We start from the raw sequence: 21486 nt of genomic DNA on the forward strand, positions 1-21486 counted from the left end.
CTGCCGGCTAACGCTGCCTGCCGCCTGGTCCCGTGCTGGAGCCAGGCGGCCGTTTCCTTAGCCTGCCTTGACGGCCGCTTTGTCGATGGCAGCCAGCATGCTCGTGAATGTTGCTGTCAGCATTCTGTCGATCGCGATGCCGGTCAGTGTGCCCAAGGGCCCGCCCCTGGGCACGTAACGGTAGTGGAAGGTCATGGATGTTCCGCTGCCGGCAGGCTCGAGGGTAAGCCTGGAATGCGCCTGTTTGAACGGCACCAGCGCCGATGGCTTATTCACGGTGCCGAGTTCTTGGTGCTCTTTCCAGGCGGTGACTGTTTCAACCATGCTGCCGAACGGGGACAGCCGGACCCGTCGGCGGGCTCCCAGGCCTGCCGTCCGGCCACCGATGCCTTCCGACGGCTTGATGCCGTCCCAGACTCGGGCGAGGTTCGGAAAATCGGCCAACACGGCCCAGATGGAGGCTGCGGATGCTGCCGATTGCCGCCGTACGGTGAGGTGCCGCTCCGTCATGATAATCGCTCCTGTTCGTAGGGTGGTGAGTGGGTTCGGGAGTCCGGCACGCCCCAGGTAGCGCGGCACCTTCGCCGCGTAGTCACGGTAGGAGGCCCCGAAGAGTCCCGCCAGGGTGGCTTCCTCCTCCCGGACCACGGGGTGTTCCACTAAGAGTTCCGCCGGCATGGTCACCAGGACCCAGGATGAGCCGGCCAGTGTTCCCGCACCCAGTTCGATAAGCCACCAGCCCACGTACATGGGGTGGCGGGAGAACGCGTAAGGGCCGTTGGTGACCAGTTCCTCCGGCCGTTCGAGCGCGAAGGGGCCCGGTGAGTTGCGCCGCCGTTCCGCCAGCGCCCAGGCGTTAAGCCCGACGCCGGCAATCACCAGTGCGGTCCCTGACGCCCGGTGCAGGGCACGGGACCCGGGAAGCGGCATGGGGCGGAGCCGGGCAAGGAGGAGGTCCGCGGCCATGGCGGCCACGACGGGAAATGGCAGCGGAAGGTTGTCGTAGGCCGCCTTGACGCGGCCAGCCAGCGAGCCGGCGGTGTGGTCCGGGCCGGGCTGGCCAGGTCCTAGGGCATGCGAGCGGAAGAACGCAGCAGCATCCTCCGCGACCCGGTTCGGGCATTCCCACAGGACCAGGTGCCCCACGCGGGGGTAGATCTTCAGCACGGAAGCATCAATCCTTCCGGCCAGGATGCTTTTCCACACGTGGGCGGGCATCCTGAGCCCGTCACGCACCCTGTCCTCGACGTACCATCGGGGGACCTCGTGCTGCAGGGGAAACCAGGTCAGCGAATCCCGGACCCAGTCCTCGTCGACGGGGTCCGCCAGCGCGTCCACTTCGTCGGCAAACTCGGTCCTTCCTTGAAGGCTTAGGGGAGAACCCGCCAGTACCAGCGCGGCCACTTTGCCAGGATGGGCGACGGCGAGTTGCTGGGCCACGTAGCCGCCGCTGGAGGAACCGACGACGAAGGCCCGCCGTACGTCAAGCGCGTCGAGGATCGCCGCGGCGTCCTCGGCCTGTTCCCGGAGGGAGTAGCCGGCCTCCGGTTTGTCCGCGTCCCCTTGGCCCCGAAAGTCGGGGGCGTAAACCCGGAAGCCGGACAGGAGGGGGATCAGCCGGTCAAAACTGCAGCGGGATTCGGCCCAGGCATGCAACAGCAGCACCGGCGGGGCGTCGGCGTCGCCCGCGACGAGGCATGGCACCGTGATACCCGTCCGGAGCCGGAGGTCGACGACGCCGGGGTCCACACCTTCAGGGTACGCCCGGGAAGCTACCAGGCGGGGGCGGATTCAGGACGCGCTCCTCCACGGGAACGCGCAGGCGGGGCGGCAGATGGATGCGTCAGTTGCGGCTGTGGGCCTGGACTGCTGCGTGGGCCAGGCGGCGGCCCACGTCGATCGGGGAGCGGGGGGAGCCGCGGAGGAATCCGGCCAGGGCCCCGGTGTAGGCCACAAGCACTTCATGGGCCAGGTCCTGCGCGCCCTCACCGGCAAGCGGGCGGGACAGGTGCAGGAGGCGGTCGGAGAGCAGGGCGGTGTCCTGAGCCAGGACTTCACCGATTTCGTCCGCGGCCTGGGGGAGCTCGCTGGCGGCGGCCAGGAATGCGCACCAGCGTGACGGATGGCCCTGGGTGTCCCGGTAGGAGGCCAGGGCGTCGAAGACCGCGAGCAAGCGGTCCAGGTCATTGTCGGCCGCAACGATGTGCTGGTCCCAGGCCCTCTGCCAGTCCGCGAGGCGGACCCGCAGCACCTCGGCAACCAGGCCATCCTTGCTGCCGAAATGGGTGTACAGGGTGGCCGCGGAGACCTCCGCCTGGCGCAGCAAATCGTCCACGGGCGTGTCCCGGATGCCGCGTTCGAATAGTACCTGGTCGGCCGCCTCGAGCAGTCGGGTGCGTGCAGGGGACCGCTGGCCGATAGTCATCCCGTTAGTCTAGGCAACCCATATACAGAACGACAGTTTTGCTCTAGCGTAACGAGCGTTACAACCTTTCGGGGGAGAAATTCAACGCGGCAGACGGGCCCGTGTGAGTCGGTGGCGGCAGCGAAGGCGCTCTGCCACAGTGAGGAGAAGCTGTATGGGGCTTTCAGCTGGCGGTCGAATCGGCCTGGCCGGAGCGGCGGTAGTCGGAGTCGCGTTTGGCATGGCCCGCTACGCCTACGGTCTGACGCTGCCGAACATCCGCGAAGATCTTGGCCTGTCCGAGTTGGTGCTCGGCATCATTGCCAGCGCAACGTTCGCCGGATACCTGGCTGGATTGCTGTTGGCTGGGCGCCTCGCTGCCCGGTATGGCTCGCGTGCTCCGACGACCATGGGCGGAGCCTGTGGTGTCCTGGGCGCGGTGACCGTGGCATTCGCGGAGTCTCCCGGGCTGCTCGCCGCGGGGGTCATCCTGGCCGGCAGCGCCGGCGGTCTGGTCTGGGCACCCTACTCGGACATCGTGACCCGTGCGGTGCCCTTGCGGGAGCAGCCCGGGGCGCTGGCGGTCATCACCACCGGCACCAGCGGTGGATTGGTATTGCTGGGCGGGCTGTCCGTCGCGGCGCTGCTGGGATCGTGGCGACTGATCTGGGTGGGCACCGCCCTGGCTGCGGTGGCCGCGGCGCTTCTGAATCTTCGCCTGGTACCGAAAACCTGGCCGGCCCGCCGGGTGGCCACCCGTCACGCCACCTCGTCACTGTTTGCAGCGCTGAGGGGTCCGGCAGCCTATTCGGTGGCCTACTTTGCCGCCGTCGTCATCTATTTCACCTACGCCGCCGACGTCCTGGACAGCGGCGCCCTCCCCGCGGGAGCGGTCGCGGCGTTCTATGCGGGCATCGGCATCTGCGGCCTGGTGGGCGTGGCGACCGGAACCTTCGCGCGCCGGATGGGCAGTCCGAGGGTTGGCGGACTGTGCCTTGGAGCGGTAGGTGCAGCACTGGCGCTGCTCGGGCTGGCCGGCGATTCCCTGGCTGCTACAGCGGTCTCGGGGTGCATCTTCGGAGCCGGGTACATGGCAGGATCCGCGGTGCTCGCGATTTGGACCGCCGAACTGGTGCCAGGGCGCGCAGGCGAGGCGTTCACGGCCTGCCTCATCGTGGGGGCGCTCAGCTCGGTCGCGGCCCCGGCGGTGGCGGGCGCGCTGATTCCAGTGTTGGGTCTGGGTCCGCTGTTGGTCGCCGCCGCTGGGGCGTCACTGCTCAGCGCGACAACGCTGGTAGTGCGTGCGTCTTCGCATAGGGCGGTCGTCGGTGAACCCACTGCGTGATGCCTTGGCATTCCCCACAGAGGGTTACCCCGCCACAGCCGCTTTCGCCGCCTTGGACGCGTTCATCCACTCGGTCAGCCACGGCGCCCGGACGGAGGAGGTGATACGGCAGTCGGCCACAAACGTCCCGTGAGCGCCGGCGTCGATCCAGTCCTGCAGCGCGGACAGGTCACCAAGCGAGCGGACGACGGCGGCCTCCGCACCAAGCGCCCGCGCCACACCGCTGAAGTCCACCTCGGGGATCAGCATTGGCTTCTCGGTCAGGCCCTGGGAGCCGTACTGATGGATCTCGGCTCCGTAGGCGGCGTCGTTGTAGATCACCACGATCGCGCTGCGTGCGGCACCGATCAGCGACTCGAGGTCGGACAGGCCCATCAGGAACCCGCCGTCGCCCGAGGCCAGCACCAGGGTACGGCCGTCCTCGACAGCACGGGCAGCTCCGACGGCGCTCGCGAGTCCCAGCCCGATGGACTGGAACGCGGTCCCCACCATCACCAGGTCCTGCGGCCGCGGGATGTTCCAGTACATCGGTGCCCAGCCGATGAAGTGGCCGCCGTCTTGAACCACCGTGCGGCGCTCCGGCAGCACGGCATCCAGCGCGGCGGCCAGGGCGCGCGGATCCAGCCGGCCGTCGGGAGTCTCTGCGGATCCGGCCTCATGCCCCGGCCCGGTGGCCAGGCGCCGGGCCGCTTCCGTACGCCAGCCAGCCGCCGCGAGTTCACCATCAACCAGCGACAACAGCCGTGACGCAGCGGCCTTCACATCCGCCTGAACAAACAGGTCCACCCGCGGATTCGTCGGCTCCACCGCCGTGTCGATCTGAACCACGGTGGCATCCGGGCCGAGCAGGTGCCCGAACCGCAGGGTGAAGGGGCTCAGGCTCGCCCCGGCCACCAGGACCACGTCGGCCTCGCCCATGAGCCCGGCCGCGGTGTCGGTGCCGAAACCGCCGGCCACGCCCAGGTACCCTTCGCCATTGAGGAGGTTGAGCGCCAGGGCGGTTCCGGCGGTCAGTGCGCCGAGCCGGTCGGCGAGTTCGCGGAGTTCCGGGCCGGCGCCGGCGAGGTGCGCACCCCGCCCGGCCAAGATCAGCGGCCGCTGCGCCCCGGCGAGCAGGCGGGCCACCCGCGCAAGGTCCGTGCCGCCGTCGTCCGTCACCTCCACAACGGATGGCTCCGGAAGGTCCTCGTCCGCAGCCTCGAGCGCGGCGAGGTCGTAGGGGATGGCAAGCACGACGGCGGTGCGCCGGGTGAGTGCGTACTCCACCGCCTGCCGGGTGACGGCGCCGGCGGCGTCGCGGGTGACGGTGAACGTGGCCGCGCCGAGGCCGGCGGCGATGGCCGCCTGGTCCACGTCCTGCGGCCGGGCGCCGCTGGTGGGGGCGTCGCCGGTGACCAGCACCACCGGGATCTGCGCCTGGACGGCCTCGGCCACGGCAGTGAGCGCGTTGGTGTAGCCGGGGCCGTAGGTGGTGGTGCCCGCGGCGAGCCGTCCGGAGGTGCGGTAGTAGGCGTCGGCGGCGGCGATTGCGGCGCCCTCGTGCCGGACGGCGGTGAAGCGCAGGCCCAGCTGCTCCGCGGCGTCCAGGAAGTAGACGTTGCCGTTGCCCATGACGCCGAAGACGTCGCTGACATAGCTGCTGAGAACCTGTGCCACGCGGCCGGAAACGGTGAGGGAAGTCATGCAGGAATCCTGCGCCTAGGTGTCCAGACAGACAACACCCCAACATTCGAGTGGGCTTATTGGCAGCAGAGAATCAAGAAACTGAGAATATGCCCAGCTGTGGTCCGTATCACTCATTCACAGTCGTGGGGCCTGCAGCGCTGACCGGGCGGCTACTGTTCCCCCAGCGCCTCTCGCTCGACGAGTTTGCGGAAGTCCTCCAGCTCGCCCCGGAAGCTGCCCCGATATGACCCCGTCGCGAAGATCCGGCCGAAAATCGCAGACACGAACCCGCGGGTCACGAACATCTGGTCGATGCGGGTGCCGGCGCCCTCGGCGGTGAATGTCACATCGGATTCGCCCTTCAGGATCGCGTTGCCGAAGCGGGTGCGGATGTGCCGGGGCCGCTCGACCGCGAGGATCTCGGTGGGGCTCGTCATCCGTCCGAAGTGCACCGTGTAGCGGCTGCCGGCTTCATCGCTGGGGCCGACGCGGTCGGTCACGCCGGTGACTCCGCCGATCCATTGAGGAAACCGGTCGGGATCGGTCCAGGTGGCGAAAACCCGCTCGGGCGGCGCGGCGACGAAGGTGGACAGGCGATAGGTTGCCATGGGTCCAGTATGCGCGCGTCGGCACACGGAGGCGAGAGGCCGAGGGGACCCATGCGCATGCCTGATCACTGCGTTGTGCGCGCTTCCTGCTCGGTCAGCCGGGCCAGGAGGCCGTCGAACCGCGGCGGCATCAGTTCCAGGACGGAGATGGCGGTGCTGGTGCGCTGGATGCCATCGATCTCCAGGATCTGGTTGGTGATGCGGTAGAGGTCGCTGGTGCCGCGGGCCACCACCTTGGCGATGAGATCCGCGTCGCCGGCGGTGGCGTGCACCTCGATGACTTCGGGGATCGCGGCCAGGCCGTCTTCCACCGACCCGGCGCGGGTTTGGCTGATGTGCAGGGAGAGGAAGGCCGTGAGTTCGTAGCCCAGCGCGGCGGGGTCCAGCCTGCGGCTGAAGGTGCGGAGCGCGCCGCTGCGTTCCAGCCGCGCCAGCCGGGCGTGGACAGTATTGCGGGCGACGCCGAGGGTCCGGGAGAGTGCCAGGGCGCTGGCTTCGGGGTCCTTGTCGAGGGCCAGGATGATCCGGCCGTCGAGCGGATCGAGGGTACGGGTGGGCGTGATGGTCATATTTTCACCAGAAGTAATAGAGGTTGAGCAGAAGTCCCAATGGCTTCAGGGTATCTTGCATTGTGCGCGGGATCACAACCATGATCGATCCTCATGACCCCTGAACAACTCCTGGCCGAAACTGTGACCGCGCTGCCCACCCTTCGCGGCGCCGTGGCCGGGCTTCCGGCCTACGTCCCCGGCCGGCGCAGTGCCGGCGCGGACATCGCCGCCCTGGCCAGCAACGAAAGCCACTACGACCCGCTGCCCGCTGCCGCCGCTGCGGTGGCCGACGCGGCCGGCACCATGAACCGCTACCCGGACAGCGCCGCCGTCGTACTCCGTGAACGGCTGGCCCGGCACTTGGGCGTCACCGCCGAGGAGGTCGCGGTGGGGCCCGGCAGCGTGGGCGTCCTGCAGCAGATCATCACCGGACTGTGCGACGCCGGGGACGAGGTGGTCTTCGCGTGGCGCTCCTTCGAGGCGTACCCCATCCTGGTGGAGCTGGCCGGCGCCCGCCCGGTCCGCATCCCGCTGGACGACGCCGAGGGCCACGACCTGGACGCGATGGCCGCGGCCGTCACGGACCGCACCAAGGTGATCCTGCTCTGCACGCCCAACAACCCCACCGGGGTGCCGATCAGCCACGACCGCGTCGAGGCCTTCCTGCAGGCCGTGCCGTCCAGCGTCCTGGTGGTGATCGACGAGGCCTACGTGGAATACGCCGACGCCGGCAGCGGCCCCGACTCCCTGGCGCTCTACCGCCGGTACCCGAACGTCTGCATCCTGCGCACCTTCTCCAAGGCCTACGGGCTCGCCGGCCTGCGCGTTGGCTATGCGATTACGACGGCGGCAATCGCCGAAGGCTTGCGCCGCACCGCCCTGCCCTTCGCCGTGAGCGCGCTGGCGCAGAAGGCGGCCATCGCCTCGCTGGACGCGGGGGAGGAGATGGTGGCGCGTGTTTCCTTGGTGAAGCAGGAGCGCGGCCGGATGGCCGCTGCGCTGGAGGCGCAGGGCTGGAGGCTGCAGCCAAGCCAGGGCAACTTCCTGTGGATCCGCGCCGATGGCGACCGCTTGGCCACGCTGGTGGATGCGTTTGACGGTTCCGGCATCCTGGTCCGGGCCTACCCGGCCGACGGCGTGCGGATCACCGTTGCCGACCCCGCCTCCAACGACCGCGTGCTCCGGCTCCTCGCAGCCCACGCGGCCTGAGACCTTTACTGACCCAAAACCCCAACTCCGTTCCGCCTACAACTCAGAGGAATTTCCATGGAACACCAGACGAAGACGTCTGCCGGCGCCCTTGGCGCGGCCCTCAAACCCCGGCAGCTCACCATGATGGGCCTGGGCAGCGCGATCGGCGCGGGCCTGTTCATCGGCTCCGGCGCCGGCATCCAGGCCGCCGGCCCGGCGGTGCTGATCTCCTACCTCGTGGCCGGCACGCTTATCATCCTGGTGATGTGGGCGCTCGGCGAGATGGCCGCCGCCAACCCGGACAGCGGCGCGTTCTCCGTTTACACCGCCAAGGCCTACGGGCCGGTGGCCGGCGCCACGGTGGGCTGGCTGTGGTGGCTGCAGCTCGTCGTCGTGATTGCCGCAGAGGCGCTGGGTGCGGCCGGGCTGCTGGCTACGATCTTCCCGGCCTTGCCGGTGTGGCTGATGGCCTTCGTGTTCATCGTGGTGCTCACCGCGGTGAATCTGACCAGCGTGAAGAACTTCGGCGAGTTCGAGTTCTGGTTCGCCCTGCTCAAGGTCGCGGCGATCGTCGTGTTCCTGCTGGTGGGCTTCGCGCTGCTGTTCGGCTTGGTGCCGGGCGTGCAGTCGCCGGGGCTGGCGAACTTCATGGGGGAGGGGTTCGCGGTCAACGGGTTCAGCGGGATTGCGACGGCGCTGTTCGTGGTGGCGTTTGCATTCGGCGGCACGGAGATCGTGTCCGTGGCGGCAGCTGAGACCGCTGAGCCGGCCCGCAGCGTGAAGAAGGCAGTCCGGACGGTGCTGTGGCGCATCCTGGTGTTCTACATCGGCGCCATCTTCGTGATCGCGGCAGTGGTCCCCGTGGGTTCGGAGGGGCTGAAGAGCCCGTTTGCCGCGGTGCTGGAGGCTGCCGGCATGCCCGGCGCCGGTACTGCCATCACCCTGGTCGCCGTGGCGGCACTGCTCTCCGCCCTCAACGCCAATCTCTACGGTGCTTCCCGGATGGCGTACTCCCTGGCCGAGCGCGGTGAGGCGCCGCGCGTTCTGGCCTCGGTGTCCAAGGCCCGGGTCCCGGTGGTGGCGGTGCTGGCCAGCGTTGCTTTCGGCGTGGTCACGGTGGTGCTGGAGATGGCGTTCCCCGAAATGGTGCTCGGCGTCCTGCTAAACATTGTTGGTTCCACGTGCCTGCTGGTGTGGACGTCCGCGCTCCTGGCCCAGCTCGCGCTGCGCCTGCGCGCCGACCGGGAGGGAACGGAGCTTCCCCTGCGGATGCCCGGCTTCCCGTGGCTCACTGTGGTTGGGTTGGTGATCCTCGCAGCGATCTTCACGGTGGGCTTCATCGGCGAGGATTCCCGGCCCCAGCTGCTGAGCACCTTCGCGCTCGTGGCAGTTCTGGCCGTGGCGAACTGGCTGAACCACCGGAACCGGCACGCTCGGTCGCATGTGGAATCTTCGGACGGTGACAAGCAGCCGGTGCTCATCGACTGAATCAGCGCGCGTTAGAACCCGGCGGGTTCAGTACAAGAAAGGGCGCGTCCGGCTTCCCGGGCGCGCCTTTCGCTGGTTAAAAGACACCGCATCAGGTAATTCCGGTGGCCCCGTCCATGGCAATGCTCTGACGATCGCGTAGTTGGATAGCGGCATCGGCAACATCCACCACTGCTCTGTGCGAGACGACGCCGCCGATCTCCATCGCCAAAAAGCATCGGCGGTCATGGAAAGAGGCGTCCAGCTGGTCCGTGGAGGGGCCAGCAGGATTTCGCCTGGTTCCAGGCGGGCGCCTACCGCATCCATGATCAACCGGACTTTCCCGGGCCAACTTCGACGTATCCGGCCTGCCTGAATTTTCCAGTGCCGACTCGAAGGAATGAAACTCGGCGATGGTGAAGTAGGTCTCCGGTGCTCCCGTCCGCCGGCCACCATGCGGCGGAAGGCGCGCTGATTGCTTTCCTTGGTCTCTGAGGGGCGGTCCAGCTCTTGGATCTCCCTGAATTCGGAGAGCTTGAATTCGATCGTCCGAAAAACCCGGCCATGGAAAAAGTGCCCTAGCATAGGGGGCCTACATTTCGGGTCTGAGGTGCCTTCCTCTCCACTGGATCTAGTTCTCCGCAGTGTCTAGGCTTCAGTTCAAGGGATCGGGAGGGAGGCCGTGCAGAATGAGATGGACTGAAGCGCAGAAGAGCCTCCTCGCGAACGAGCCCGAGCCAATGGACACCCTTTTTAGGGTTCATGACTCGGCAGTGTATGCATGGTGGGACCTTGCTGGAGAACTGGAGCGCTACTATCCAGCGGCTTTTCCGCCTGTTGATTTTCGTCAGCCCCTGTATGTGGGCCTGGCTGAGACGAACCTTGCACAGCGATTCCGCAGGCGGCACTCCAGGCGGATAGGCCAATCTTCACCAAGGCTTTCTTTGGCTGCCCTCCTGTATAAGGAGCTTGATTTACTTCCAGGTGCAAGGGTCCAGGGCGGGAAGCTGAAACTCAGTGCTGACGCCGAGAATGAACTTACGCGATGGATGAAGGCTTATCTCTCGTTTACACACGCCGTGGTTGACCCCGGCGACGTCGACTCCATCGAGACGATGATTATCGGGCATCTCCTTTCCCCGCTGAATATCCAGAAGGCTGTCGGAAGCCCCTATAAGACCCTCCTGGAGCTGCAACGCGTTGAGCTTAGACGAGCTATCCAGCAGGGTTCCTAGCGTTGCCGTGCACTTGCACTGAGAAAACACCCGCCTGCCCAAAACACAGGCTCACCATCCTCATAAGCGGCTCTTCGTTGTTGGTGGCCGGCATCGAGGGCGTTGCCGGCCCGGAGGGCTGACACAAGCGCGTGATTGTGGTTGGAGTTCTGCAGTTTCTCGGCTGTGTAGTGGATTCGTACGGCGAGCCTCCGCTCGGTCAATTCATTATGCCTTGAAGGATGTGGCAGGCGCTGGGACCGCACACGCCAGTTTATGGGTATGCCTTGACGACACGGACGCTCGAACATCGATGAACAGTTCAGGAGATCAGACATGTCGAGGGCTGAGTGGTAACCGCCTCGCTGATCAAAATGGGAATGGGGGAGACATACAACAGGTCCGGCCGCCTCACGTCTGGAACTCGGTGCTCAATCGATTATCTAACCACATCGTTTCGTCACTCTGTCTCGGATGGAGGACGTTACATCAGGCCCTGTCTAAGTTCGATAGCATCAGGCATGATTCTCATGCCGCAGTTGCGAAGGCTGTAAGCCGATATTGAAGGGGAAATGTGACGGAATTATATGCTGCCCTGCTGGGCGCCCTGTTTGGCTTTGCCGGGGCTCTAGTCTCTATGCTTATACAGAGCCGCAGGGATGATAAGCGGGCTAGGCGCACGGAGTTAACTCAAATATCGACGCGCTTCTTGATTATGGGAGCGGAAATTGCTCGCATGAATCTCGACATTTACGATGATCGGCAGGGCCGGCTCCGCCGAAAGGCGATGGAGTCTGATTTTGAACGTGCAGAATCAACTATGAACATTCATGAACGGAACGCTTTGCGAAACGAAATGCTTTCTATTTTAGCGAGCTTTAGGCTGGGGTATCCCAAGCTTGCTGGAGCCGCTCAGGAATACTTTGACTCGGTAGACAACAAGAATCGGGAAAATTTTACAGTGGTTTTCACCGAAATACTGCCGCAAGCCCAGGCTGCATTCGAAGATTCGACTCGCAAGGTATTGGCTTAAGCCCTACGTCTCGTCTGAACTTCCTATTCTCTCCGCAACTCACGTGAAGTTAGACGTTCGGAGTCGTTTTGCACACTGCCAATCACCAGCATTCCGCTGATGCTAGGGCCTTCGAGGATGCGGTCCTCTGTCTTCAGTTTCTCGAGAAGCCGGTTTGCTAGGCCGACCCGTTCTGCTGGCTTGGCATGGCGAGAGAGCTTGGTGCTGGTCCTGTTCAGGCTGGCATACCTGACCCCGATCATTGTCCTGGGGATCTTCGGCATCATCGCCGAAGCCACCGGCGGCGCCGCGCCCGCCGCATACCTGGTGGCGCTGGTGGCCATCCTGTTCACCGCGCATAGCTACGGCCGGATGGCCATCGCCTACTCCGTGGCCGGGTCCGCCTACACGTACGTCCGCCGCTCCATCGATCCCCGCGTGGGCTTCCTGGTGGGCTGGGCCGTGCTGCTGGACTACCTCTTCCTGACCATGGTCATCTGGCTGATCGGCGGCTCCTACCTCAGCGCACAGCTTCCTGGCATCCCCATCGGCGTCTGGATTGTGGGCTTCATCGTGATCACCACGCTGCTGAACATCCTGGGCATCAAGGTGGCGGACAAGGCCAACTACGTGCTGATGGCGTTCCAGCTGCTGGTCCTGGTGTTCTTCGTGGCACTGGCAATCGGCAGCGTGGTGTCCGCCAACGGTGCCGGGGGACTGGCCAGCGGGCAGCCGTTCTTCAACGACACTGCCAGCTTCGCCACCATCTCCGCCGGCGCAGCGATCGCCGCGTACTCGTTCCTGGGGTTCGACGCCGTCACCACCCTCACCGAGGAAACCATCAATCCGCGCCGGACAGTGCCGCGTGCCATCATGCTGGTGGCGCTGACCGGCGGCGGCATCTTCGTGGTCGTGTCCTACGTGACCCAGCTTGTCCACCCCGGCGGCGTGTTCGAGGACTCGGCGTCCGCGGCCAGCTCCATCGCCCTGCAGATCGGCGGGCAGCTGTTCGGCGCCGTGTTCCTGGCCGGCCTGGTGGTGGCGCAGTTCGCCTCCGGCCTCGCCGCGCAGGCCAGCGCTTCCCGCCTGCTGTACGCGATGGGCCGCGACTCGGTGCTGCCCAAGGCGATTTTCGGCAGGCTCAGCGAGAAGTTCCACACCCCGGTGGTGAACCTGGTGGTCACCGGCATCGTGGGCCTGATCGCGATCTTCCTGGACGTGGCCACGTCGACGTCGTTCATCAACTTCGGTGCCTTCACCGCCTTCACGCTGGTGAACGCCTCGGTGGTGTTCCACTACGTGCGCCAGCGGCGGGCCGGGCAGCAGCTGAACCCGGTGTCCTACGTGGTGGTCCCGGTGATCGGCGCCGTCATCTGCGCCTACCTGCTCTCCCAGCTGGACAGCAACGCCATTACGCTGGGGGTGTCCTGGCTGGTGCTGGGCATCGTGGTCCTGGCGCTGATTACGCGGGGCTTCAAGGCGGCGCCGCCGGAGATGACGGCTACGGAGAAGGCGACGGCCGAGGCCGCGTCCTGAGCCTGTCCTGGTTGTAGCGTGGCTTTTGGGTCAAGGTAAGGAACACTCGTGAGGATAGCGCTGGGGCAGCTGAAGTCGGGCGCCGACATCCAGGCGCCAACCTCGCCGCGATCGACCGGTTCGCCGCACAGGCAGCGCGCGACGGCGCCGCGCTGGCCGCCTTCCCGGAGTACGCCACCTACGAGAAGAAGAAGGTGGACGCTACGTTCCCTCAGGTGGCCGAGCCGCTGGACGGTCCGGTATGCCGGGAGCTTGCCGCCATCGCCCGCCGCCACCGCATTGCGCTGGTGGCGGGCGTGGTGGAAACCGCGGAGGAGCCGGGCCAGGCGTACAACACGCTGGTGGCTTTCGGGTCCGACGGCGGCCGGCTGGCTTTCCACCGGAAGATTCACCTTTTCGACGCTCAGGCCTTGGGGAGTCGACGTTCGTCAAGCCCGGGCCCTCCACGGAGCCGGTGGTGTTCGAGCACGGGGGAGTGCGGTTCGGCCTGATGACCTGCTACGACCTGCGGTTCCCGGAGCTGACCAGATCACTGGCCGACGCCAGCGCTCAGGTTTTGCTCGTGTGCTCGTCCTGGGTGCCGGGCGAGCACAAGACCGAGCAGTGGCTGGCGCTGAACGTGGCACGGGCGATCGAGAACAGCGTGTACGTTGCGGGCGTGTGCCAGGCACCGCCGGTGTCCGTGGGGCGGAGCGTGCTGGTGGATCCGATGGGGGTTGTTGAGGCTGACCTCGGACTGGAGCCGGGCGTGCGGACGGTGGAGGTTTGGCTGGAGACAGTGGAGCGGGTGCGGGAGTCGTTTCCGATGTTCCGGCAGCGGCGTCTGTAAGCGGGCCACGAGCCTCGAAGCGTGTGGAACAGCAATCAACAATCGCGGGTACAGCGTGGGGAGACAGTTACCATTCCTCGCGAATCTGGTGCTAGCACTAGCAAGATCTTCGACCTTCCTTATTGCAGCACTACCTTTGGTACAAGGATAAAAGCCACACAGAGAACAAGGCGTGAGTGGGTTCGTCGGCTAGCGTCAAAAGCAGTGGCAGTGGTCCTGGTATCCGTTGGGACAGCTTGTGGTCTACGGCAGTTATAAGCCCTGTAAGGACAGAGGGGTGAAGCCCTATTGCGCCGGCTACCGCGGCTATTGTGGAGTCATGTTTGTGAATGACGAGCACGAAAGTTTCCTGGATAAGCCGAGCGCGCAAGACGGGGTTTGGCGGTACATGGATCTGGCCCGCTACTTATCGCTACTTGAGGAGAGCGCTCTTCATTTTGCTCGAGCTGATCAAATGACCGACACGTGGGAAGGATCATACGGTCCTCGAAATCAGGAGCTACGTCCGGTTCTTTACGGCGAACACTACGACATGATGATGGCGTCGGCGCCGAGCCGCAGGCAGTTCATGCGGCAACGGTTCCACATGAACTGTTGGCATCTTGCAGAATTCGAATCTGCGGCCATGTGGGACATATACCAGCGGGAAGGCCGCGGGGTAGCTATCAAATCAACGTGGGGTGCTCTCACTTCTAGCATTAGAGCCGAGAGAGACGTCTTCGGTGCCCGAGTCAAATACGTTGACTACCGTAAAACTTTTATCCCAGAACGGAACGCATTTGATGCGTTTCTCTTTAAGCGCGAGAGCTTTTCACATGAGCGCGAAGTTAGGCTTCTCATGATGACAGGCGTGAATGGCGCCGAATCTACCACTGCCTCAGAACCAGAAGCGCCCGTCGTTCCCATCGCTGTCGATCTTCGAGACCTAGTGCAAGACGTCTTTGTTGCCCCCGATGCACCACAGTGGATTGGGGATGTTGTGGAGAAAGTTACCGCCCGTTATGGGTATGGCTTTGAAGTAAGACAATCGGATCTTGCTAAGGACCCTATCGAGTGAATGTTGTAACCTGGGGCTGGCTCCCGCCGTCCTGACCGTGAGCTTTCGCTGAAGACGGTGGATCGCGTACGGGAGTCCTTTCCGGGGTTCCGGCAGCTGGGGTTATAGGGACAGCACCATTGAGGCTTTCCGTTCCTTGTCCGCCCGGTTCTACATCAGTTCCTCAGAGGCGTCAGCTTGGACGGAATCGAGGCGCATTTTCTCCAACTGATCCAGCGTCTTTCCCGTTGCGTTTTTCCAAGACGTCCTGCCGTTAATTGTTCGGCCCACGAGCGCAGCGGCCGCCGCACTCGGACTGCTAAATAGATGATCCTTAACCAGAACCAGCCGTTCGTTCCTGAAGTCGGCGGCGCCACTTTCTACTGGCTTCCGCCTTAGGTTTACGATCCAGGTCGGGCAGCTCGCCGACTCTATTCTGCGGCCGTAGGAACCTGCTTCGACTATCAGACCCTCCGCAGTTAGAGTTCCGTTCCCTTCGCATCCCGGACGGGAAAATGAAAGGTGGTGTGTCTTGTCTCCGTTGGACGATTCGGAAGCTACCTCAGGGTCGCCTTTCTGGAAAGGCTCCATTGCCGGAAAGCCAAGCGTTGTAAGGAGTACGGAAATGGTATCTAAATACTCGTTGCAGTCAGCTTCCAAAGGAGCCGGTGGATGACGGTTTGATGCTCCGTTGCCGTTAGTAAGCCTGAATTGATCCGCGCGGTGCGCCTTGTCGATTGCCTGCCATTCCATATAGCCCACGTGCGTGTCGGTCCAAGTGTTGGTCAGAGAGACGGCCACCAACGCATGCTCCCAGTAGTCTTTACTTACCGTATGCTGCTTCAGTCGAACGCCTACGTTGCCGCTCTGGCCTATATAGCAAACATCGGTGGCCGCGGTCTTGGCCAGCCTCGCCTTCGGCGTTGTCACGGTCGTACTGGAGTTGGCTTTCCCGGAGAAGGTTCTTCCGGTCCTGTTCAATATCGTGGGCTCGACGTGCCTGCTGGTATGGACGTCCGCGCTCCTTGCGCAGCTCGCCCTGCGCCTCCGCGTCGACCGAGACGGAGCGGCGCTTCCCCTGCGGATGCCCGGCTTCCCGTGGCTCACTTCCCTTGGCCTGCTGATCCTGGCGGCGATCTTCACGGTGGGCTTCATTGGCGAGGATTCACGGCCGCAGCTGTTGAGCACGTTTGGGCTTGTGGCGGTTCTTGCGGCGGGGTGCTGGGTGAACAAGCGATCCGGCAAAATAGTGGCAGGGGTTGAAGAGGCTGACAATGTCAAGGTGCCCGCATTCTTGGACTGAACCAGGCGCCCGAATAACTTCCTTCGTTTAAATCACGCATGAGGTGCGCCGGCTTTGGCCGGCGCTCCATAGTGGTGTCCTGGTCCGCCAGGCCGGAGCGGACGATAAGCGGCGAGGCATTGCCGGTTCCCGTCGCTGAGTCCCCAATGGTGGATCCCTAGCCCAAGCGGAGAGCCAGGGTCAACCGGGCTTGCAGATCGGATAACGTGGCAATGATCTCGCTAAGTATGGGCGGGAACTTCTGAATTAAAAGGAGAATGTCGGCATAATGGTGAACGGCAACATAACGGGGAACGGCTCCTTGGTCTGGCATTACACCGATGGCCTGGGGCTAAATGGCATCCTAAAGAACAACGTTCTTTGGGCAAGTTCGGCTGCATACCTCAACGATTTCAAAGAGCTAGTCAGCGGTAGCGACAGGCTGAAGGAAGTGTGGGAACTCGACGAGTATTCAGACGTGCGGGAGGAGCTTGAGAAAAGCCTCGAAGGCTTCAAGACACCCCGCGAAGAGCATTTCATATTGTCTGCCTGTGAGAACGGAGACAGCCTGACAATGTGGCGGTACTACGGCAAAGACGAAGTCAGCTTTGCCGTTGGCCTCGACCGTGACGTTCCACTCGAAGTGCGTGCTCAGAGCGAGGGCGATAGCCACCCATTTCCTCCGCCCGGCTATGTGGACGGCCCGAGGGATCCTAACGGGCAGCTTGAGTTTGACCCAGACCACGATGGGCAATCCATTGAAGGGTGGGATCCCATGGTCTATGAACGAGACGAGCAGGAAGATATTGTTGCGCAGGCGCTCTCCAAGTTGCGTGACGCCCTTGAGGTGGCCAAGCAAGACCGCAGCACGTTTTCTTTTCCCTTCCTTATGGAACAACTGTCACTCCTTGGCCAATTGAACCGGATCAAGGACAATGCCTTCCGCGACGAGCAAGAATTGCGGACGCTCGCCGAAGTCTCGCCCGCTTGGAAGTACGTACTTCATCGGCCAGGGCGTTATGGGCTGATTCCATACGTAGAACTGGGTCTTCCAAAGGGTGGGACGAAAGGCCGGAAGCGAAAGTTCCCTGACCGTGGTGGCCCTCAAGAAATGGAGAGGTTGCCGATTAGACAGATCAACATTGGGCCCACGCCGTACCCACAGGAGGCTAGATTTGGCCTGTTGCAATTTCTTGGCTTTTTGGGCTATCACGACGTGAAGGTAGAAGTTAGCTCGGTTCCCTACCGCTAGTCGTGCGGAGCCCCCGATATGTCCGCTCGATATCCCTGCCCGCGGTCCCGTGGAAAAGCAATTGGGATACGAGAGCCTAATTCTCCTGGCAGGTGACACGATGTCCTGTGACTAGTCCACACACGTCGGCGTCAACGCCCCGAGTCCTCCATGGCACCTTCGATATAGCTAATCCGTCAGCTGCTTATGCGAGTTTCTTGGCTGTCGACCAGGGTCCAGCGCATGCAGCTCGACCATTCAAGGAAAAGCAGGTCGACGCCGCCGTAGCTGGGCGATGGTTCTAAACAGCATCTTTTCGTCGCGGTTTCGACGAGTTCTTCCCCATCCGGGTGGCGGTCGAGTATTTTATGCGGAAAATTTTCTCGTAGGGCTGATGCCGAGACGGACGCCCCGGTGAGTGCTGAGACTCGATAGGTTTGTTGTTGTGGTTGGCGTCAGCTCGTAGTCTTCTAGCCACTGCCGCGTTCACCGTCCAGCGCTGGGGCAGCCCGACATTCCTATACACCGGGAGACGCCGTTGCGGTTCTGGAGGCCTCAACACCGACGACATGAACTGCGTCAGCTGCCATTCCTCGAAGCCGACACGTTTCTCTCGGGGCAGGACATGAAAGGTGAGGATGTGAGGATTGTTTTGTGAGTAATGAGAAAAGACCCCCTGCACGCAAGCCTTATAACGCTTCAAGCAATGAGGCTAGCGTATCGGAGCCGGCGGATCCTGAGCCGGGTGAGGGTACGGATCCTTCCGCTGAGCAAACTGGTCACATAGTCACGCTCGACGAGACAGTCACCAATGCTGAGGGTAGCGGTAGCGGCCAGCGAGATGCTGAGAAACCTACCCGGGTGGACACCATTGCCTTTTCGCCGAAGGACCTGGAACGCCTCCAACGGATCGTGTCGGCACCATGGTTGCAATCCTATGCAGCTTCCAATGTGCCACTCGCCAACATGACGGATTCCTTGAGTAAATTGGCAGACCTCGACCTGCCAAAACCGTATATTTCGACCCAGCTATTGGAAAGCGTCAATCGTGCGCTCAAAGTAGCCACGCCTGACGTCTCGCAAATGCAAAAGGTGCTCGGGAATGCCTTATTGCCTCTCGGGCAGATGCAGTTACAGCAGAATATGTCGCTGAAGCCAATCGCGGACGCTTTGACGAAATTTATGGAAACTTCTCTGCGGCATGCCACTTTTGCGGGTTTCGCCAAAAGAACTCAAGAGTGGCTTACCACTACGGAAACTCTGCGGTATCGAAGCAACAACTACGTTTGGCATTACACCAACGGCTATGCATGTCTGTCCATCATCAAGAGTGGAAACCTTTGGGCATCAAGTCCCGAAAGTCTGAATGACGCTTCGGAGATGACCCATGGACTGACCCTAATTCGTGAAGCCTTCAGTAAGGTGAAGGATGAAGCGAAGGAAGATCCGGATTACGACAAGGACGGGTGGGAGACGGTCGAGTTGCTGATGCGCGCAGTCTTGGACGCGGCGTACTTCGACACCATATTTAACGAGGTCTATTACATATCCGCTTCGAGTCAACCTGACAGCCTCACGTTATGGAGGAACTATGCGAACGGTGACGGCTTCGCACTCGGTCTGAGCACGAAGATAGAACTGTCCGCTGACGGGATCGCCCTTGACGACGATGAGGATAACGAGACTCTTCGGGACGACATACCTCCCATCAGCGGCTGGTACCGAGTTACCTACAAGAAAAAACAAAAGGAACGGCTGGCAAAAGAATTTATCCAGAATGCTATCGAGGACATCGATCGTGCTGGCAAAAGGGACCAGGAAGCATTGGTCAAAGAACTTCGAAAGCAGGCGGTCATCCTGGCGTCAGTGATGAAGCATGACGCTTTCGAGGACGAGAAGGAGGTGCGATGGATTACGACCAACTTCACTAACTTCGATCCAGTCCACTACGAACATGGCCGAAGGAGCATCGTTCCTGTTCTTCATGTAAGAACTTCTTCGCAGGATGAGGAGGCACTATTACCGCTACGAGGTGTGCGGTGTTCCCCGGTCGCCCCTGATGGCATCGTGCGGACCATTCAGGGCTTGTTGGCACAGATGGCTTACGGACCGGCGAGCCGCAACGTCAAGAAGTCTGAGCAACCTTTTAAGGGCTGACCGTTGACGCGCAGGGATAGGCATGGTGCTGTTTCTGAATCGGCTTGCGACGCAGGAGAGAAGGAAATCTCGTCGAGGATGCTCGCTGGGCTGGGGGAACTGTGCGTCGTTCCGCCAGCCAACCGAAACCGTCGAGGTTCGTTGCGGAGCACCGAACTAGAACGGCTCGCTATAGGTCATATCTACCAACGCTAATTACCTTGAGAAAGGCGTACCGGAATGGGTACAAGCTTTTTCGGCTGCGCTCTTCTACTTTCAACTCATCAGCAGCGGAGGGGTACTTTTCACAGGCTTCTTTACTGAGCGCCTCATAGTGCTCCCAGTTCTTGTTGCGAGCCTCCCCGAGCAACAGTACTCGTCCTCGATATTTTGCCAAATTTCGACCCCATTCCTCCAAAACTATCTGCTTGGGTAGATAGCCACGGCTGACATACATCGCGAGGACGTCCCACATTGCGATCGCGCGGTTGACCTTCCGAAAACTTTCTTTGTCGTACTTCTTCAAGTTCTCTACGTCGTCCAAGCTCTTGATTTTGCTATAGAGGATGCCTCGTCCCTCTTGAATCTCGAGATCACACATCTTCTCGTGAATGGCGAGAAAAGCGTCTTTCGTTGCTTTGCTTCGGGTGTGCGCGAATGCCGCGACAGATACGAAGAGGGCGAGTGTTCGGAAACTACATCTGGTGATTCGGATCTTTGGTTCTCGCCCATTGAATCATCTTAGGGTCACCAACACGGACTAACTGGGCGAACCGCGATTGTCGCCTTAGACCCAGCGGGGAGGGCTAACGGGGGGCAGACCCAGACGGTGCACTCCATCTGCTCGGTGCTGATTCTGAGGTAGTTGATGACCGTCGTTTCCGAGGTACGTTTGGAAAGAGTCCTCAAGAAAGCCGTACAACATTCAATGATAAATTGCGGCGTTCTGACAACCCTATTTTTCACCTAGCCGATGAGTCTGCGGAAAATCCTTCATGGAACGGCAGCGGATATAGGTTAGACGCGTGTCGGCAGCATGTCAGGGCTCCCTCCTTATCGTGGTGGTCGATCCAGGAGCGACAGGATGTGGTCTGCTAATACTCAATGGTCTTCGAAAGGACTGCTTCCGTCTACACAACCGGCTTGTAGCGTGTAATCAACGACAGTCCGTAGGGCAGCACCAGCCCATCAAGAATTGGATCCAGTGTTCCGCCCCGAACGGCCGCCCGCATGAGTGCAGTGGACCCCCTGTGGGAGCGAAGGCGTGATTCGGACATCCCTTATTTCGGCGCGAACCTCAAAGCTTGCCAGACCCATGAGGAATTTCGCTTTTTATGGCCTAACTCGGTCTAAATTCGAGGGCCGAATTATACAGGTATGTCCTCTGTTGTGCAGTCCCGACAGAAGAAACCGCTCCCATGGGGCTATTGAGAGACAAATGTCATTGGAGTGGATGTCCCGTAGTGCCGACTTTGAGGTACACCTGAACAAGTTCTGACTATGGTGAGTGTCTCTTCCGCCCAATGATCTCGTCGGTCAGGTGGGAGCACAACGGCGCCCGGAAAAGAGGTCATACGAAACACCACCCCTGCCCACAGTAGAAAACCATGGTTTGGAGCAATCCAGCGCCCCGTCACTTCGAGGACGGTTCCTATGGTCACTACTTCGGGAAGTGGCTAAGCCGGGTAACAGCAGCCTGATTCTTAGGTCACAATTTTTAACGGCTGTCAGCTGATGTTCAAAGGGAAATGTGGCGGAATTATCTGCCGCGCTGGTCGGGGGCCATATTTGACTATGCCGAGTCCCTAGTCTATAAAGTCCGACGTCCTCGTCGTTTTGCACTGCGCCAATATCTAGGATTACGCTTGTGCTCGTTTGGAGGAAATAACTATGTGACGAATGACCTCCGGGCAGTGAAGAGTGAGTTATTCCACCACGAGCGGGGCGCCACGACTCTGCAGCATTCACGCATTACTCTG

Annotated in this window: 17 protein-coding genes and 1 pseudogene; 11 read left to right on the forward strand and 7 right to left on the reverse strand. The window is 62.2% G+C overall.

The genetic code is table 11. The annotated features are described in order from the left end of the window. Nucleotides 1-57 precede the first annotated feature (57 nt). Both ACFWIX_RS05670 and ACFWIX_RS05675 read right to left on the reverse strand, forming a co-directional pair. Nucleotides 58-1749, reverse strand: a complete 1692-nt coding sequence (locus ACFWIX_RS05670; RefSeq protein ID WP_377215140.1) for an alpha/beta fold hydrolase — start codon at nt 1747-1749, stop codon at nt 58-60. Nucleotides 1750-1843: 94 nt separating this feature from the next. After that, nucleotides 1844-2425 carry a TetR/AcrR family transcriptional regulator gene (locus ACFWIX_RS05675; protein WP_377215141.1) on the reverse strand — a complete coding sequence of 194 codons (582 nt, stop codon included), beginning with the start codon at nt 2423-2425 and terminating at the stop codon, nt 1844-1846. Nucleotides 2426-2579: 154 nt separating this feature from the next. Here ACFWIX_RS05675 and ACFWIX_RS05680 point away from each other — a divergent pair, with 154 nt between their 5' ends. After that, entirely contained in the window at nt 2580-3749 is a 1170-nt protein-coding gene (locus ACFWIX_RS05680; protein ID WP_377215142.1) for an MFS transporter, read from the forward strand. A 24-nt stretch (nt 3750-3773) separates the two neighbouring features. On the opposite strand, the gene ACFWIX_RS05685 is transcribed toward ACFWIX_RS05680, so the two are convergent. The 3 genes from ACFWIX_RS05685 to ACFWIX_RS05695 all read right to left on the reverse strand — a co-directional run bounded on the left by ACFWIX_RS05685 (nt 3774) and on the right by ACFWIX_RS05695 (nt 6591). Beyond that, nucleotides 3774-5432, reverse strand: a complete 1659-nt coding sequence (locus ACFWIX_RS05685; protein ID WP_377215143.1) for a thiamine pyrophosphate-binding protein — start codon at nt 5430-5432, stop codon at nt 3774-3776. A gap of 152 nt (nt 5433-5584) precedes the next feature. Continuing rightward, complete coding sequence (locus ACFWIX_RS05690) at nt 5585-6022, reverse strand: SRPBCC domain-containing protein (protein ID WP_377215144.1); 438 nt, start codon at nt 6020-6022, stop codon at nt 5585-5587. A gap of 65 nt (nt 6023-6087) precedes the next feature. Next, on the reverse strand, nt 6088-6591 hold the full coding sequence (locus ACFWIX_RS05695; RefSeq protein ID WP_377215145.1) for an Lrp/AsnC family transcriptional regulator: 504 nt from the start codon (nt 6589-6591) through the stop codon (nt 6088-6090). Nucleotides 6592-6684: 93 nt separating this feature from the next. On the opposite strand from ACFWIX_RS05695, the gene hisC reads away from it, so the two are divergent. The 7 genes and pseudogenes from hisC to ACFWIX_RS05730 all read left to right on the forward strand — a co-directional run bounded on the left by hisC (nt 6685) and on the right by ACFWIX_RS05730 (nt 14879). Next, on the forward strand, nt 6685-7782 hold the full coding sequence (hisC, locus tag ACFWIX_RS05700) for a histidinol-phosphate transaminase (protein WP_377215146.1): 1098 nt from the start codon (nt 6685-6687) through the stop codon (nt 7780-7782). Nucleotides 7783-7839: 57 nt separating this feature from the next. Continuing rightward, on the forward strand, nt 7840-9252 hold the full coding sequence (locus tag ACFWIX_RS05705; RefSeq protein WP_377215147.1) for an amino acid permease: 1413 nt from the start codon (nt 7840-7842) through the stop codon (nt 9250-9252). A 668-nt stretch (nt 9253-9920) separates the two neighbouring features. Then, nucleotides 9921-10466, forward strand: coding sequence for a GIY-YIG nuclease family protein (locus tag ACFWIX_RS05710; protein WP_377215148.1), 546 nt, complete (start codon nt 9921-9923; stop codon nt 10464-10466). 553 nt (nt 10467-11019) lie between these two features. Further along, complete coding sequence (locus ACFWIX_RS05715; RefSeq protein WP_377215149.1) at nt 11020-11478, forward strand: hypothetical protein; 459 nt, start codon at nt 11020-11022, stop codon at nt 11476-11478. Nucleotides 11479-11658: 180 nt separating this feature from the next. Beyond that, nucleotides 11659-12993 carry an APC family permease gene (locus ACFWIX_RS05720; protein WP_377215150.1) on the forward strand — a complete coding sequence of 445 codons (1335 nt, stop codon included), beginning with the start codon at nt 11659-11661 and terminating at the stop codon, nt 12991-12993. A gap of 152 nt (nt 12994-13145) precedes the next feature. Then, nucleotides 13146-13822: pseudogene (locus ACFWIX_RS05725) on the forward strand (nitrilase-related carbon-nitrogen hydrolase). A gap of 319 nt (nt 13823-14141) precedes the next feature. Beyond that, nucleotides 14142-14879: a DUF2971 domain-containing protein gene (locus ACFWIX_RS05730; protein ID WP_377215151.1), complete on the forward strand. Its 738-nt coding sequence runs from the start codon at nt 14142-14144 to the stop codon at nt 14877-14879. A 150-nt stretch (nt 14880-15029) separates the two neighbouring features. Here the strand turns inward: ACFWIX_RS05730 and ACFWIX_RS05735 are convergent, their stop codons facing one another. Next, a complete protein-coding gene (locus ACFWIX_RS05735; protein ID WP_377215152.1) occupies nt 15030-15788 on the reverse strand; it encodes a GIY-YIG nuclease family protein in 759 nt (252 codons plus the stop codon). On the opposite strand from ACFWIX_RS05735, the gene ACFWIX_RS05740 reads away from it, so the two are divergent. From ACFWIX_RS05740 to ACFWIX_RS05750, 3 genes are all read left to right on the forward strand, one after another. Beyond that, the gene (locus ACFWIX_RS05740) at nt 15748-16161 is read left to right on the forward strand and encodes a hypothetical protein (protein ID WP_377215153.1); all 414 of its coding nucleotides are present in this window, start codon (nt 15748-15750) and stop codon (nt 16159-16161) included. The genes ACFWIX_RS05735 and ACFWIX_RS05740 overlap by 41 nt on opposite strands. 268 nt (nt 16162-16429) lie before the next feature. Further along, a complete protein-coding gene (locus tag ACFWIX_RS05745) occupies nt 16430-17392 on the forward strand; it encodes a hypothetical protein (RefSeq protein ID WP_377215154.1) in 963 nt (320 codons plus the stop codon). A 633-nt stretch (nt 17393-18025) separates the two neighbouring features. Beyond that, nucleotides 18026-19528, forward strand: a complete 1503-nt coding sequence (locus ACFWIX_RS05750; protein ID WP_377215155.1) for a DUF2971 domain-containing protein — start codon at nt 18026-18028, stop codon at nt 19526-19528. A gap of 169 nt (nt 19529-19697) precedes the next feature. On the opposite strand, the gene ACFWIX_RS05755 is transcribed toward ACFWIX_RS05750, so the two are convergent. After that, on the reverse strand, nt 19698-20051 hold the full coding sequence (locus ACFWIX_RS05755) for a hypothetical protein (protein WP_377215156.1): 354 nt from the start codon (nt 20049-20051) through the stop codon (nt 19698-19700). Nucleotides 20052-21486 lie beyond the last annotated feature (1435 nt).

Source organism: Pseudarthrobacter sp. NPDC058362 (genome assembly GCF_042723515.1).
In the GTDB taxonomy this organism is placed as follows: domain Bacteria; phylum Actinomycetota; class Actinomycetes; order Actinomycetales; family Micrococcaceae; genus Arthrobacter.